The following is a 14,470-nucleotide window of genomic DNA, read 5'->3' as shown; positions in this document are numbered from 1 at the left end:
GCATCTTGTCAGGCGAGCACTACTTCTCGGCCGACCCGGCGGTGGGAATCGAGCGCCACGAGGTCGTGTTCGAGGCCCTTGACCAGGAGTTTCGCCTCGCATCGGCGTCCGGGGTGTTCTCGTGGAGCGGGCTGGACCGGGGCACCGCGGTGCTGCTCGACGAGGCCCCGCTGCCCGGCCCCGAGACCGAGGGCGCGCTGCTGGACCTGGGGTGCGGATACGGCCCGATCAGCGTCGTGCTGGCCACCGCCGCGCCGAGAACGACCGTTTACGCGATCGACGTGAATCAGCGCGCGCTCGATCTGGTGCGGGAGAACGCGGCGGGGCGAAGAATCGTCGCGGCGCTGCCCGACGAGGTGCCGGAGTCTGTCAGGTTCGCGCAGATCTGGTCGAACCCGCCGATCCGCATCGGCAAGCCGGAGCTGCACGCGCTGCTGCTGCGCTGGCTGCCCCGGCTGGCCCCGGACGGCGTCGCGTGGCTGGTCGTGGCCAAGAACCTCGGCGGTGACTCGCTGCAGCGGTGGCTCGTCGAGCAGGGCTTCACGGCCGAGCGCCACGCCACCCACAAGGGCTTCCGGGTGCTGCGGGTCGGAAAACCGCTTTCGTGAGGTACCGCCGCGGCCGAAGCTCTTCAGCGTGGGTTATGTGGACGTCGCCGGGGTCGGGCACACGCTGCCGGACGGTCGTGAGCTCTTCTCCGAAGTGTCGTTCCGGGTCGGTGAGGGCGCCAAGGTCGCGCTCGTCGGACCCAACGGGGCCGGCAAGACGACGCTGCTGAAGATGGTCGCCGGCGACCTGCCGGTGCGCGAGGGTGCGGTCGCGCGCTCCGGCGGGCTGGGCGTGATGCGCCAGTTCATCGGCATGATCGGCGACGATCGCACGCTGTACGACCTGGCGCTGGAGCTCGCCCCGCCGCGCCTGGGCGAGGTCGGGCGGCGCCTGGCCGCGGCCGAGCGCGCCATGCACGAGGCGACCGGCCCGGCAGCCGAGAAGGCGCAGCTCAAGTACGCCAACGCGCTCGCGGCCTGGGGCGAGGCGGGCGGGTACGACGCGGAGGTCCTCTTCGACACCGTCAGCGTCGCCGTGCTCGGGCTGCCGTGGGAGTCCACGCGTGACCGGCCGGTCCGCACGCTCTCGGGTGGTCAGCAGAAGCGCTTCGCCCTGGAGCTGCTGCTACGCGGCGAGGACGAGGTGCTGCTGCTGGACGAGCCCGACAACTTCCTCGACGTGCCGGGCAAGCGCTGGCTCGAGGAGCGCCTGCGCGAGTCGCCGAAGAGCGTGCTGTACGTCTCCCACGACCGCGAGTTGCTGGCCCGCTCCGCCGACCGGGTCGTCGCCGTCGAGGGCGGCTCGGCGTGGGTGCACCCTGGCGGGTTCGCGTCCTGGCACGAGGCCCGCAGCGCCCGCCACGAGCGGCTGGACGAACTGCGGCGGCGCTGGGACGAGGAGCACGAGAAGCTCAAGGCGCTCGTGCTGATGTACCGCACGAAGGCCGCCTACAACGACGGCCTCGCCTCCCGCCTGCAGGCCGCCCAGACCCGGCTGCGCAAGTTCGAGGAGGCCGGCCCGCCGCCGGCGCCCCCGAAGGAGCAGGACATCCGCATGCGGCTGGGCGGCGGGCGCACCGCCAAGCGCGCCGTCATGTGCGAGCAGCTCGAACTCGACGGCCTGACCTACCCGTTCGACCTGGAGATCTGGTACGGCGACCGCGTGGCCGTCCTCGGCGGCAACGGCACCGGCAAGTCGCACTTCCTGCGGCTGCTGGCGCGGGGCGGCACCGACCCCGACGGGCCCCAGATAAACGCTGAGCTGGCCCCGGTCGCGCACGACGGGCGGGTCCGCCTCGGCGCGCGCGTGCGCCCCGGCCACTTCTCGCAGACGCACGACCGCCCGGAGCTGATGGACAAGACCCTCGCCGAGATCCTCTGGCGCGGCGACGACTGGCGCGAGGGGCTGCCGAGGCCGCAGGCGATGCAGGCGCTGGGGCGCTACGAGCTGGCGGCCCAGGCCGACCAGCGCTTCGGCACCCTCTCCGGCGGCCAGCAGGCCCGGTTCCTGGTGCTGCTGCTGGAGCTGTCCGGCGCGACGCTGCTGCTGCTCGACGAGCCGACCGACAACCTCGACCTGGCCAGCGCCGAGGCGCTGGAGGAGGGCCTGCGCGGCTTCGACGGCACGGTGGTCGCGGTCACGCACGACCGGTGGTTCAGCCGCTCCTTCGACCGGTACGTGCTGTTCCGCGCCGACGGCGAGGTCGTCGAGGTCCCCGAGCCGGTGTGGGAGGGCCGCGGCTGACGGGCGCGCGGGGTGGTGTGGCGCAGGTGACCGGCTGAAGGCGTCGCGCGTGGTGGATGATGCAAGCCATGGACGAGAAGACGCTGCTGCACCAGATCTCCACGCTGGTCGACGAGGAGCACACGCTGCGCACGCAGCTGCAGGCCGGGAAGATCACCGAGCAGGAGGAGCACGACCGGCTGCGCGGGCTCGAGCAGGAGCTCGACCAGCTCTGGGACCTGCTGCGCCGCCGCCGGGCCGCCAAGCTGCAGGGCGTCTCGCCCGACGAGGTCGAGGCACACTCCGTCGAGGAGGTCGAGCACTACCTGCAGTAGTCAGTCCACCCTGAGGCGATACCCGCGCTTCACCACGGTCTGGACGAAGGCCGAGCCGCCCAGGGCCGCCCGCAGCCGCGCCACCGCCATCTCCACCGCGTGCTCGTCCGCGCCCCGCGGCAGCTCCCGCAGCAGGGCCGCGCGTGACAGGACGCGGCCCGGCGACGCGGCCAGGGCACGCAGGACCGCCATGGGACCCGGGGCCAAGGGCTTCAGGGTGCCGTCGATGATCGCGGCGTGCCCGCGCAGAGTGACCGCGGCGCCGGCGACGTGCAGGGTGGGCGAGCGCTTCGGCAGCTCGTCGACCAGGATGCGGACCAGGGCGCCGAGGCGGGCCCGCGCGGGGGCCGCGACGGGGACGCCGAGGCGCTGCAGCGGGGCCGCGGTCACCGGGCCCACACAGGCGGCCAGGACGTCGGTCCGCAGGGCCTCCAGGACGTCGGGGGCCTCGGGGCCGGCCACGCGCAGCAGCGAGCTGACCGCGGGCGCGGAGGTGAACGTGACCGAGTCGACCAGGCGCGAGCAGATCAGGTCGACCAGGCGGCGCAGCGGGGCCGGGTCGACCGGTGGCGCCCAGCGGTACACCGGAATCTCCACCACGATCGCCCCGGCGTCGCGCAGGGCCGAGGTGAACTCCGGGTGCGGCTCGCCGTGCAGCTGCAGGGCGATGCGCCGCCCGGCCAGGCCGCCCGGGAAGCCGCCGCCGATCAGGTAGTCCAGGACCTCGTCGCAGCTCTCGGTCTCCGGGGACCACGCCTCCATCATGCCGGCGGCGCGGACGGCGCCCTTGGCCTTCGGGCCCCGGGCGATCAGGTACGCCTCGCCGAGCCGCGCCCGCAGCGCCTCGCCCAGCCCCCAGCCCTCGGCCGCCTCCAGCCAGCCGCGCAGGCCGATGCCGGTGGTCGCGATGACGATGTCCGGGGCCACGTCGACGCAGGAGACGGTGGCCGCCTTGAGCTCGGTGTCGTCGGCGACCGGCACGATGCGCAGGGCCGGCGCGAGCACGACCCGGGCGCCGCGGCGCTCCAGCAGGGCGCTGAGCTCGTCGCGGCGCCGGTCGGCGGTCACGGCCACGGTGAAGCCGGCCAGCGGCAGGTCCTCACCCGAGGACGGGCGCGCCTCCAGGGTGCTGCTCGCACTCATGCCAGCCCCTCCGCCATGTCGCTGAGACTGGTCGCGATCTCGACCATGCCGTCGGTGACGCGCACGGCGTACACCGCGACGCGCAGCCCCGGCTCGTCCAGGCACTCGCCGGTGGTCAGGTCGAAGGCCTGCTTGTGCATCGGGGAGGCGACCACCGGGCGGTCGCCGCGGCTGCCCACGATCCCGCGGGAGAGCACGGCCGCGCCGCTGATCGGGTCGACGTTGCCGATGGCGTGCAGGCCACCGTCGTAGACCCGGAAGAGGGCCACCTGCTCGCCGTCGACGAGGGCGGCCACGCCCCGGTCCGGCTCCAGCCGGAGATACGGGCAGACGACGGTCCACTTCATGGGCGCGCTCCCAGGACGACGGGGACGGGCTGTCCGCGTTCGGATACGAAGGAGATCGTCGGGTCGGGGGTGCCGGGGGCGTTGACGAACGAGACGAACCGCGCCAGCCGCTCCGGGTCCTCCACCGTGGCTCGCCACTCGTCGATGTACGACGTGACGTGGTGGGCCATCATGGCGTCGAGCTCCGCGGCGATGCCGAGGGAGTCCTCGACGATCACCGCGCGCAGGTAGTCCAGGCCGCCGTCCAGGCCCTCGACCCAGGCCGCGGTGCGCTGGAGCCGGTCGGCGGTGCGGATGTAGAACATCAGGAACCGGTCGACGACGCGGATCAGCTCCTCGGTGCGAAGGTCCGCGGCGAGCAGGTCGGCGTGGCGGGGGCGGAAGCCGCCGTTGCCGCCGACGTAGAGGTTCCAGCCGTGATCGGTGGCGATGATGCCGAAGTCCTTGCCGCGGGCCTCGGCGCACTCGCGGGCGCAGCCGGAGACCGCGGACTTGAGCTTGTGCGGGGCGCGCAGGCCGCGGTACCGCAGCTCGAGCTCGATCGCCAGGCCGACGGAGTCCTGCACGCCGTATCGGCACCAGGTCGACCCGACGCACGACTTCACGGTGCGTAGCGCCTTGCTGTAGGCGTGCCCGGACTCGAACCCGGCCGCGACCAGCCGGCCCCAGATCGCGGGCAGCTGCTCGACCCGGGCGCCGAGCAGGTCGATGCGCTGTCCGCCGGTGATCTTCGTGTACAGCTCGAAGTCCCGGGCCACCTCGCCGATCACGATCAGCTTCTCCGGCGTGATCTCGCCGCCGGGGATGCGCGGGACCACCGAGTACGTGCCGTTGCGCTGGATGTTGGCGAGGAAGTGGTCGTTGGTGTCCTGCAGCGAGGCCTGCTCGCCGTCGAGGACGTAGTCGTTGTGCAGCGAGGCGAGGATCGAGGCGACCGTCGGCTTGCACACGTCGCAGCCGCGCCCGCGCCCGTGCTCGGCGATGAGCTGGGAGAAGGTCCGCACGCCGCGGATGCGCACGATGTCGAAGAGCTCGGCGCGGCTGTACTCGAAGTGCTCACACAGCGCCTTCGAGGCGGCCACGCCCTGTTGCTTGAGGATCTGCTTGAGCAGCGGCACACAGGACCCGCAGCTCGTGCCGGCCCGCGTGCACTCCTTGATCGCGGCGACGTCGGTGCACCCGTCGGTGATCGCGGCCACCACCTGGCCCTGGGTGACCGCGTTGCAGCTGCAGACCTGCGCGTCGGCCGGCAGCGCCACGTCGCCGGGCGCGTCCCCGGCCAGCAGGGCGAGCGGGTGGCCGGGCAGCGCTGCGCCCACGCTGGCGCGCAGCGTGGGATACGCGCTCGCGTCCCCGACCAGGATGCCGCCGAGCAGCGTCTGGGCGTCGTCGGAGAGCACCAGCTTCGCGTAGCGCCCGTTCGCCGGGTCGAGGTACACGATGTCGAGCAGATCGTCGCGCAGCGCGTCGCCGAAGCTGGCGACGTCCACGCCGAGCAGCTTGAGCTTGGTCGACGTGTCCGCGCCCGGGAACTGCGCGGCCCCGCCCAGCAGCCGGTCGGCGACCACCTCGGCCATCGCGTAGCCGGGCGCCACCAGCCCGTAGCAGCGCCCGTCGATCTCCGCGCACTCGCCGATCGCGTAGATCGCCGGGTCCTCGGTGCGGCAGCCGGCGTCGACGACCACGCCGCCGCGTGCCCCGGTGGCCAGGCCGGCGCCGCGGGCCAGCTCGTCGCGGGGGCGGATGCCGGCGGCGACCACCACGATGTCGGCCGGCACGTGGGCGCCGTCGGAGAGCGTCAGGCTCAGGCGCCCGCTCGGGGAGGTCGGGCGGATCGCGGTCGTGCCGGCGCCGAGGTGGACCCGCACGCCGAGGTCCTCGACGTAGCGGCGCAGCACCGCGCCGCCGGCCGCGTCGACCTGCACGGGCATCAGGCGCGGCGCGAACTCGATCACGTGGGTGCGCAGGCCCAGCAGGCGCAGCGCGTTGGCCGCCTCCAGGCCGAGCAGCCCGCCGCCGATGACCGCCCCCACCTCGCGGTCCCGCGCGTGGGCGCGGATCGCCTCCAGGTCGTCGAGGGTGCGGTACACGAACACGCCGTCCTGCTCCACCCCGCTGATCGGCGGCACGAAGGCGGACGAGCCCGTGGCCAGGACCAGGGCGTCGTAGGGGTACTCCCCGGCGGCGGTGCGCACCTTGCGGGCGCCCCGCTCGATCGCCAGCACCGGCTCGCCGAGACGCAGGTCGACCCCGTCCGGGACCGCGTATGTCAGCTCCTGCGCCGACACCCCGTCGAAGTACGCCGACAGCCGTACCCGGTCGTAGGCGGAGCGCCCCTCCTCGGCCAGGACGGTGATCCGTAACCGGCCCTCGGTGTCGCGGGAGCGCAGCGCCTCGACGAATCGGTGGCCCACCATGCCGTTGCCGACGACGACGATATTCATCGAAGAATATGATTCATTCACGCGTGCCCCCGGGTGACGCAGGCATGACGGCGCCGTTTCGGCGTTGTTGCGGCCCCGCGACAGCGTCGTACGGGGGCCGGGCAGCACGCGGCGACCGCTTCGGACATGGCCAAAAGGCTGCCGGTGGGCGGTTTCGCGGCAAAGTCCCGAATGTTTCGCGCCTGCTAAGAGCACCTCACACGCATCTTGAGCAGGCCGTTACCGTTCCGTGGTCGAATAGGAGTCGATCGCGGTCGATGAAGTCCCGGATGCTGGGCGCCGGTTGTGCCAGATCTTCACACTGTAGGGTGGCGACGGTTCGCGGCGGGGTAAAGAACCATCGACCCCTATGGAGCAGCGAGGAGGAAGCAGATGCGCACGACCGGCAAGGCCGCTCTCGCGGCCGTCGCGGCGCTCAGCATCGGGCTCACCGGATGCAGCGGTGACAAGGCCAAACCCGGGGCCGGTGCCTCCGGCGGAGCGTCCGGCGCCACGTCGGCCGGCGCTTCGGGCGCGGCGTCCGCGGGCGCCTCGGGCGACACCGGCGCCACCACGGGCGGCGGCCCGGGCAGCGTGGCGTCGTGCCTGGTCGGCACCTGGAAGGCCGACAACATCACCGGCAAGCTCAGCGGGTCCGTCAGCGGCACCTTCACGGGCGGCGGCGGCACCCTGCTGACGATCGACTCCGGCGGCAAGACGCAGGTCGACTTCGGCCCCATGCAGCCGGTGACCTTCACCTTCGCGGTCTCCGGCAGCGACGTGAAGGGCAGCTTCAGCTACGGCGGCAAGGTCAACAGCGCGATCAAGAGCCCGTCCGGGACCACCGGCACGCTGGAGCCGACCGGCTCGGTCGACTTCGGCACCCTCACCGTCACCCTCGACCTGACCGCGCCCGTCGCGCAGCGGATCGCCGACAAGGTCTCGATCGCCGAGTTCGCCGGGACGGGCACCGCCAACACCGGCGGCGCCGTCGACCCGCAGCCGATTCTCAAGAAGAGTCAGTACGAGTGCGGCAGCGGCACCCTGAAGCTCTCCCCGCCCCAGGGCGCCGACGGCACCGGCACGTGGACCTTCAAGAAGGCCTGATCAGGCCCTTCCTCGCCGGCGGCGGATCTCACAAGCGGGGATCCGCCGCCGGGAGGGAAACGTTTCGGCGCTGACAAGTTCGATGCGCCGACGTGAAACGGGGCGTCCATAGCATCCACGGTCATGACTCTTGCCGTGGACAAGCCGCAGTCTCAGCCCGAGCCGCGCCGCGGCCGGTGGATCGACGACTGGCGCCCCGAGGACCCGCAGTTCTGGGCGGCGACGGGGGCCAAGGTCGCCCGGCGCAACCTCGTGGTCTCCATCCTCTCCGAGCACATCGGCTTCTCGATCTGGAGCCTGTGGTCGGTGTTCGTGCTCTTCCTGGGCCCGAAGTACGGGCTCGACCCCGCGCAGAAGTTCCTGCTCACGAGCGCGCCGACGCTGGTCGGGGCGGTGCTGCGGCTGCCGTACACCTTCGCCGTGGCCACGTTCGGCGGCCGCAACTGGACGATCTTCAGCGCGCTGCTCCTGCTCGTCCCGACGATCTTCGCCGGGATCATCCTCGAGCCGGGCGTCTCGTTCCTGACGCTGCTCATCGCCGCTTCGGTCGCCGGCGTCGGCGGCGGCAACTTCGCCTCCTCGATGGCCAACATCAACGCCTTCTACCCGCAGCGGCTCAAGGGCTGGGCCCTGGGCGTCAACGCGGGCGGCGGCAACATCGGCGTCGCCGCGGTCCAGCTCGTCGGCCTGCTCGTGCTCGCCACCGCCGGCGCCGCGCACCCGCGCCTGATCGTGCTGATCTACCTGCCGCTGATCGTGATCGCCGCGCTGCTGGCCGCGATCCACATGGACAACCTGACGCACGCCTCCAATGACAAGCGCGCCATGCGCGACGTCGTCAAGGACGGCCACGCGTGGATCATGTCGCTGCTGTACATCGGGACGTTCGGCTCGTTCATCGGCTTCGGCTTCGCCTTCGGGCAGGTGCTGCAGGTCCAGTTCAAGTCCGACTTCGACACCCCGGTCAAGGCCGCCTACCTGACCTTCCTCGGCCCGCTGCTCGGCTCGCTGGTCCGCCCGGTCGGCGGCCTGCTCGCCGACCGCTTCGGCGGCGCCCGGATCACCTTCTGGAACTTCGTGGCCATGGCGCTCGGGGCCGTCACGGTCCTGCTCGCCTCCCGGCAGCACTCCCTGCCGCTGTTCGTGGCCGGGTTCGTGCTGCTGTTTCTCTTCAGCGGCATCGGCAACGGCTCGACGTACAAGATGATCCCGGCGATCTTCAAGGCGAAGTTCCCCGACGACGAGCGCGAGGCGCGGCGGCTGGCGACCGCGCTCATCGGCGTGGCCGGGGCGATCGGCGCGGCCGGCGGCGTGCTGGTGAACCTCGCGTTCCGGCAGTCGTTCCTTTCGTACAAGACCGGCGACGGCGCATACATCGCCTTCATCGCCTTCTACGCCCTGTGCTTCCTCGTCACCTGGTTCGTCTACCTGCGCGACTCGCCCCGCAAGCTCGCCGCGGTGTGATCGGCGGACCCGATTTTGTGGTCGGTGGGGGCGCCGAGTATCGTGGTCTGCTGTTGTGCGATGACAAGGCGTTCCCATCGTTCGGGTACGCTGGATGGTCGTGCGCCGGAACCTCGCGGTTCGACGCCTCCATCGAGAGCGCACCCCAGACCGACGACGTGGAAGACAAGGTAGACCTGTGGGTACGTACAGCCCGAAGCCGGGTGAGATCGAGCGCGTGTGGCACGTCATCGACGCCACCGACGTGGTGCTCGGCCGCCTGGCCACGCACGCTGCGACGCTGCTGCGCGGCAAGCACAAGCCGACGTTCGCCCCGCACGTGGACACCGGCGACTTCGTCATCGTGATCAACGCCGGCAAGGTGGCGCTGACCGGCAACAAGCGGCAGACCAAGGTCGCCTACCGCCACTCGGGCTACCCGGGTGGTCTCAAGGCGGTCGGTTACGAGGAGCTGCTGACCAAGCACCCCGAGCGGGCGATCGAGCTGGCCGTCAAGGGCATGCTCCCGCACAACCGCCTGGGCGCGCGCCAGATCCGCAAGCTGAAGGTCTACGCGGGCGCCGAGCACCCGCACGCGGCCCAGCAGCCCCAGCCGTTCGAGATCAAGCAGATCGCGCAGTGAGCGCGGACGAAGGACTGAGCGTGACCGACGAGACCATCGCCGCCCCGACGCCGGCCGCTGTCGCGACCGTCGAGACCCCGGCCGCCACGGCCACGGCCACGGCCACCAGCGCGGCGCCGACCCGCGCGCGCCGTGCCGGCCAGCCGATCCAGACCGTCGGCCGCCGCAAGGAGGCCATCGTCCGGGTCCGCCTGGTGCCCGGCACCGGCAAGTTCCTGCTCAACGGCCGTGAGCTGGAGAACTACTTCCCGAGCAAGGTGCACCAGCAGTCGGTGCGCGAGCCGCTCGTGATCGTCGAGAAGGCCGAGGCGTTCGACGTCTTCGCCAACCTCCGTGGCGGCGGCACCACCGGCCAGGCCGGTGCGCTGCGCCTGGCGATCGCCCGGGCCCTGGTCGAGAACGACGCGGACGACCGCGCCGCGCTCAAGAAGGCCGGATTCCTGACTCGGGACGCGCGCGCGACCGAGCGGAAGAAGTACGGTCTGAAGAAGGCCCGCAAGGCTCCTCAGTACTCGAAGCGCTAACGAAGCCTGTCGGCCGGGTGCCACCCTGAAGGTGTGGTGCCCGGCCGTTTCGTGTCGCGCTGCCGGTCCGCCGGGAAGACTGACAGCCCGGTGGGTATGCGCGATGGGTTCACCTTGGGAGGTAGCGCAAATGGGGCGACTGTTCGGCACCGACGGGGTACGTGGGCGGGCCAACGCCGACCTGACTCCCGAGCTGGCGATGGCGGTCGCGATCGCCGCCGCCCAGGCGCTGCTCGAACACGACCACTCCCACGCGCCGGTCGCGGTCGTCGGCCGGGACCCGCGCGCCAGCGGCGAGATGCTGGAGGCGGCCGTCGTGGCCGGCCTCACCAGTGCCGGCGCCAACGTGGTGCGGGTGGGCGTGCTGCCGACGCCGGCGGTGGCGTATCTCACCGGCGTGCTGGAGGCCGACATCGGCGTGATGCTCTCGGCCTCGCACAACCCGATGCCCGACAACGGCATCAAGCTCTTCGCCGCGGGCGGGCACAAGCTGCCCGACGAGGTCGAGGACGAGATCGAGCGCCTCATGGACGACGGCACCCACCGCCGCCCCACGGGCGCCGGGGTCGGCCGGGTCACCGACTACGCCGACGGCGAGGACCGCTACGTCCAGCACCTGCTGACCTCGCTGCCCAGCCCGCTGGCCGAGCTCAAGGTCGTCGTCGACTGCGCCAACGGCGCCGCCTCGTCCGCCGCTCCCGAGGCCTACCGCCGCGCGGGCGCCTCGGTCATCGCGATCAACGCGGACCCCGACGGCCTCAACATCAACGAGGACTGCGGCTCCAACCACATCGAGCACCTGCGCCGGGCCGTCGTCGAGCACGGCGCGGACCTGGGCATCGGGCACGACGGTGACGCCGACCGGTGCATCGCGGTCGCCGCGGACGGCACCGAGGTCGACGGCGACCAGATCATGGCGATCCTCGCGCTGTCGATGCGCGAGGCCGGCCAGCTGACCGAGGACACCCTGGTCGCGACCGTGATGAGCAACCTGGGCCTCAAGCTTGCGATGGCCGAGGCCGGCATCCGGCTGCTGGAGACCAAGGTCGGCGACCGATACGTGCTGGAGGAGCTGCGCGCCAAGGGCCTCGCGCTCGGCGGCGAGCAGAGCGGGCACATCGTGATGCCGGCCTACGCGACCACCGGCGACGGCGTGCTGACCGCCCTGCACCTCATGGGCCGCATGGAGCGCACCGGCAAGAGCCTCAAGGAGCTCGCCGCGGTCGTGCACCGGCTGCCCCAGGTGATGATCAACGTGCCGGTGCTCGACCGGGCCGCGGCCGCCCGCTCGCCGCAGGTGCTCGACGCGGCCAAGCAGGTCGAGGGCGAGCTCGGCGGGGCGGGCCGGGTGCTGCTGCGCCCCTCGGGCACCGAGCAGCTCGTGCGCGTGATGGTCGAGGCCGGCACGCAGGAGATCGCCAAGGAAGCGGCCGAGCGGATCGCTCACATCGTGCGGATGGTCTCGCCTACCAGCTAGTAACGTGCGGGCATGACTCCTGCCCGCACCGTCCTCGTCACCGGCGCCTCCCGCGGCATCGGCAAGGCGAGTGCCGTGGCCTTCGCCGCCGAAGGCTGCAACCTCGTGCTGACCTCGCGCAAGATCGAAACCCTGGACGAGGTCGCGGCCGAGATCACCGCGCGGTTCCCGGACGCGGGCGTGCTCACCCACGCCGCGCACGCCGCCGAGCCCGACCAGGCCGCCGCGGTCGTCGAGGCCGCCATGGGGCGCTTCGGCCGCATCGACGTCCTGGTCAACAACGCCGGCACCAACCCGTACTTCGGGCCGCTCGTGGACATCGACCCGGTCCGCGCCGAGAAGACCGTCCGGCTCAACCAGTTCGGCCCGGTGCTGTGGAGCCAGCTGGTGTGGAAGGCGTCGATGGCGCGGCACGGCGGGGCGATCGTCAACGTCGCCTCGGTCGGCGGGGTGCTCACCGAGCCGGGGATCGGCTACTACAACGCCACCAAGGCCGCGGTCATCCACCTGACCCGGCAGCTGGCCGCCGAGCTGGCCCCGGCGGTGCGGGTCAACGCGGTCGCGCCCGGGATCGTGCGCACGCACCTGGCGCGCGGGCTGTGGGAGAGCAACGAGGAGTACCTCAACGACAAGCTGCCCCTGCGCCGCATCGGCGAGCCGGACGACATCGCCGATGTCATCACCTTCCTCGCCGGTCCCGCGTCACGCTGGATGACGGGGCAGACGTTGGTGGTCGACGGCGGCGCACAGATCCGCTCGTCGCTCACCTGACGCATGCGCATTGCCCGTGCGCGAATGCGACAGTTTTGAGCACGGACGCTGCGCGAATTTCTGCTACGGTACGGGCATGTGCGGAATCGTGGGGTACGCCGGCGCCCGGCCGGCTCTGAACATCGTGCTGGACGGGCTGCGGCGGCTGGAGTATCGCGGCTACGACTCCGCCGGCGTGGCCATCGTCAGCGGTGAGCTGCTCACCGCCAAGCGCGCCGGCAAGCTCGCCAACCTCGAGAAAGCCCTCGCCGAAGAAGGCGTCCCCGGGCTCGACGACGACGATGCAGCCGGCCGCCGCCGGCTCGGTGTTGGCACCACCGGCATCGGCCACACCCGCTGGGCCACCCACGGCGGCCCGACCGACCGCAACGCGCACCCGCATCGCTCGTTCGACGGCCGGGTCGCGGTCATCCACAACGGCATCATCGAGAACTTCGCGAAGCTGCGCGCCGAGCTGGAGGCCGGCAGCGTCGAGTTCGCCAGCGACACCGACACCGAGTGCGCGGCGCACCTTCTGGCGCTGGCGCTGCAGGACGCGAACGGGGACACCCCGGGCGAGCGCCTCGCCGACGCGATGCGGGCCGTGTGCCGGCGGCTGGAGGGCGCGTTCACGCTGCTCGCCGTCGACGTGCAGGCCCCCGGCGTGGTCGTCGGCGCGCGGCGCAACTCCCCGCTCGTCGTCGGCCGCGGCGAGGGTGAGAACTACCTCGCCAGTGACGTGTCGGCGTTCATCGAGCACACCCGCGAGGCGGTCGAGCTCGGCCAGGACCAGGTCGTGCTGATCACCGGCGACGCGATCGTCATCACCGACTTCTTCGGCAACGCCGCCGAGGGCAAGACGTTCCACATCGACTGGGACGCCTCCGCCGCCGAGAAGGGCGGCTACGACTACTTCATGCTCAAGGAGATCGCCGAGCAGCCGCACGCGGTCGCCGAGACGCTGCTGGGCCGGCTCAACGAGCAGGGTGACCTCATGCTCGACGAGGTCCGCCTCAGCGACCAGGACCTGCGTGACGTCGACAAGGTCTTCATCGTCGCCTGTGGCACCGCGTACCACGCCGGCATGGTCGCCAAGTACGCCATCGAGCACTGGACCCGCATCCCGTGCGAGGTGGAGCTGGCCAGCGAGTTCCGCTACCGTGACCCGGTGCTGGACCGCTCCACGCTGGTCGTGGCCATCTCCCAGTCCGGCGAGACCATGGACACCCTGATGGCGCTGCGCCACGCGAAGGAGCAGAAGGCGCGGGTCCTGGCGATCTGCAACACCAACGGCTCCACCATCCCGCGCGAGTCCGACGCGGTGCTCTACACGCACGCCGGCCCGGAGATCGCCGTCGCCTCCACCAAGGCGTTCCTCACCCAGCTCGTCGCCTGCTACCTCGTCGGGCTGCACCTGGCGCAGGTGCGCGGGGTGAAGTACGCCGACGAGGTCGCCGCGGTCGTCGCTCAGCTGCAGGAGATGCCGGCCAAGGTCGAGCAGGTCCTGGCGATGATGGCCCCGATCCGCAAGCTCGCCCGCGAGCTGGCCGAGGCCAAGAGCGTGCTGTTCATCGGCCGGCACGTGAGCTACCCGGTGGCCCTGGAGGGCGCGCTGAAGCTCAAGGAACTCGCGTACATGCACGCCGAGGGCTTCGCCGCCGGCGAGCTCAAGCACGGCCCGATCGCGCTCATCGACCACGGCACGCCCGTCGTGTGCGTGGTGCCCTCGCCGCGCGGCCGCGGGGTGCTGCACGACAAGGTCGTCTCCAACATCCAGGAGGTCCGCGCCCGCGGCGCCCGCACGATCGTGATCGCGGAGGAGGGCGACGAGGCGGTGAAGCCGTACGCCGATCACCTCTTCCACGTCCCGGTCACCCCGACCCTGCTCGCGCCGCTGGTCACCACCGTCCCCCTGCAGGTCCTGGCCTGCGAGATCGCCTCGGCCCGCGGCCACGACGTGGATCAGCCCCGAAACCTGGCCAAGTCCGTCACCGTCGAGTAGGGCAC

The 14,470-nt window shown here is 71.9% G+C and carries 13 protein-coding genes; 10 read left to right on the top strand and 3 right to left on the bottom strand.

All coding sequences use genetic code 11. The annotated features are described in order from the left end of the window. The first annotated feature begins 5 nt into the window (after window positions 1–5). From ACQPY0_RS54335 to ACQPY0_RS54325, 3 genes are all read left to right on the top strand, one after another. Complete coding sequence (locus ACQPY0_RS54335) at window positions 6–608, top strand: class I SAM-dependent methyltransferase (RefSeq protein ID WP_432980289.1); 603 nt, start codon at window positions 6–8, stop codon at window positions 606–608. Window positions 609–636: 28 nt separating this feature from the next. Next, entirely contained in the window at window positions 637–2,292 is a 1,656-nt protein-coding gene (locus ACQPY0_RS54330; protein WP_432980286.1) for an ABC-F family ATP-binding cassette domain-containing protein, read from the top strand. 68 nt (window positions 2,293–2,360) lie between these two features. Beyond that, window positions 2,361–2,606: a DUF2630 family protein gene (locus ACQPY0_RS54325; RefSeq protein WP_432980283.1), complete on the top strand. Its 246-nt coding sequence runs from the start codon at window positions 2,361–2,363 to the stop codon at window positions 2,604–2,606. On the opposite strand, the gene ACQPY0_RS54320 is transcribed toward ACQPY0_RS54325, so the two are convergent. The 3 genes from ACQPY0_RS54320 to nirB are packed head-to-tail and all read right to left on the bottom strand — an operon-like array spanning window position 2,607 to window position 6,540. Then, window positions 2,607–3,749, bottom strand: coding sequence for a uroporphyrinogen-III synthase (locus ACQPY0_RS54320; protein WP_432980280.1), 1,143 nt, complete (start codon window positions 3,747–3,749; stop codon window positions 2,607–2,609). It lies immediately after the preceding gene. Next, window positions 3,746–4,096, bottom strand: a complete 351-nt coding sequence (gene nirD / locus ACQPY0_RS54315) for a nitrite reductase small subunit NirD (RefSeq protein ID WP_432980277.1) — start codon at window positions 4,094–4,096, stop codon at window positions 3,746–3,748. The genes ACQPY0_RS54320 and nirD overlap by 4 nt, the downstream gene beginning before the upstream one ends. Further along, window positions 4,093–6,540, bottom strand: coding sequence for a nitrite reductase large subunit NirB (gene nirB / locus ACQPY0_RS54310; protein ID WP_432980274.1), 2,448 nt, complete (start codon window positions 6,538–6,540; stop codon window positions 4,093–4,095). Before nirB ends, nirD begins: the two co-directional genes overlap by 4 nt. A gap of 372 nt (window positions 6,541–6,912) precedes the next feature. On the opposite strand from nirB, the gene ACQPY0_RS54305 reads away from it, so the two are divergent. The 7 genes from ACQPY0_RS54305 (at window position 6,913) to glmS (ending at window position 14,465) form a co-directional block, all read left to right on the top strand. Then, a complete protein-coding gene (locus ACQPY0_RS54305) occupies window positions 6,913–7,626 on the top strand; it encodes a hypothetical protein (RefSeq protein ID WP_432980272.1) in 714 nt (237 codons plus the stop codon). Window positions 7,627–7,749: 123 nt separating this feature from the next. Then, window positions 7,750–9,090, top strand: coding sequence for a nitrate/nitrite transporter (locus ACQPY0_RS54300; protein WP_432980269.1), 1,341 nt, complete (start codon window positions 7,750–7,752; stop codon window positions 9,088–9,090). 178 nt (window positions 9,091–9,268) lie between these two features. Continuing rightward, the gene (rplM, locus tag ACQPY0_RS54295) at window positions 9,269–9,712 is read left to right on the top strand and encodes a 50S ribosomal protein L13 (protein WP_432980266.1); all 444 of its coding nucleotides are present in this window, start codon (window positions 9,269–9,271) and stop codon (window positions 9,710–9,712) included. Window positions 9,713–9,747: 35 nt separating this feature from the next. Then, on the top strand, window positions 9,748–10,236 hold the full coding sequence (gene rpsI / locus ACQPY0_RS54290) for a 30S ribosomal protein S9 (protein WP_432995817.1): 489 nt from the start codon (window positions 9,748–9,750) through the stop codon (window positions 10,234–10,236). A gap of 130 nt (window positions 10,237–10,366) precedes the next feature. Next, on the top strand, window positions 10,367–11,713 hold the full coding sequence (glmM, locus tag ACQPY0_RS54285; protein WP_432980263.1) for a phosphoglucosamine mutase: 1,347 nt from the start codon (window positions 10,367–10,369) through the stop codon (window positions 11,711–11,713). A 12-nt stretch (window positions 11,714–11,725) separates the two neighbouring features. Beyond that, window positions 11,726–12,484 carry an SDR family oxidoreductase gene (locus ACQPY0_RS54280; protein WP_432980260.1) on the top strand — a complete coding sequence of 253 codons (759 nt, stop codon included), beginning with the start codon at window positions 11,726–11,728 and terminating at the stop codon, window positions 12,482–12,484. Window positions 12,485–12,560: 76 nt separating this feature from the next. Beyond that, window positions 12,561–14,465 (top strand): glutamine--fructose-6-phosphate transaminase (isomerizing), encoded by a 1,905-nt coding sequence (glmS, locus tag ACQPY0_RS54275; RefSeq protein WP_432980257.1) that lies wholly within the window; start codon window positions 12,561–12,563, stop codon window positions 14,463–14,465. Window positions 14,466–14,470 lie beyond the last annotated feature (5 nt).

The sequence above is a fragment of the Dactylosporangium sp. CA-233914 genome (assembly GCF_050942935.1).
Lineage (GTDB): Bacteria > Actinomycetota > Actinomycetes > Mycobacteriales > Micromonosporaceae > Dactylosporangium.
This window is presented reverse-complemented; position numbering and strand designations above follow the sequence as displayed.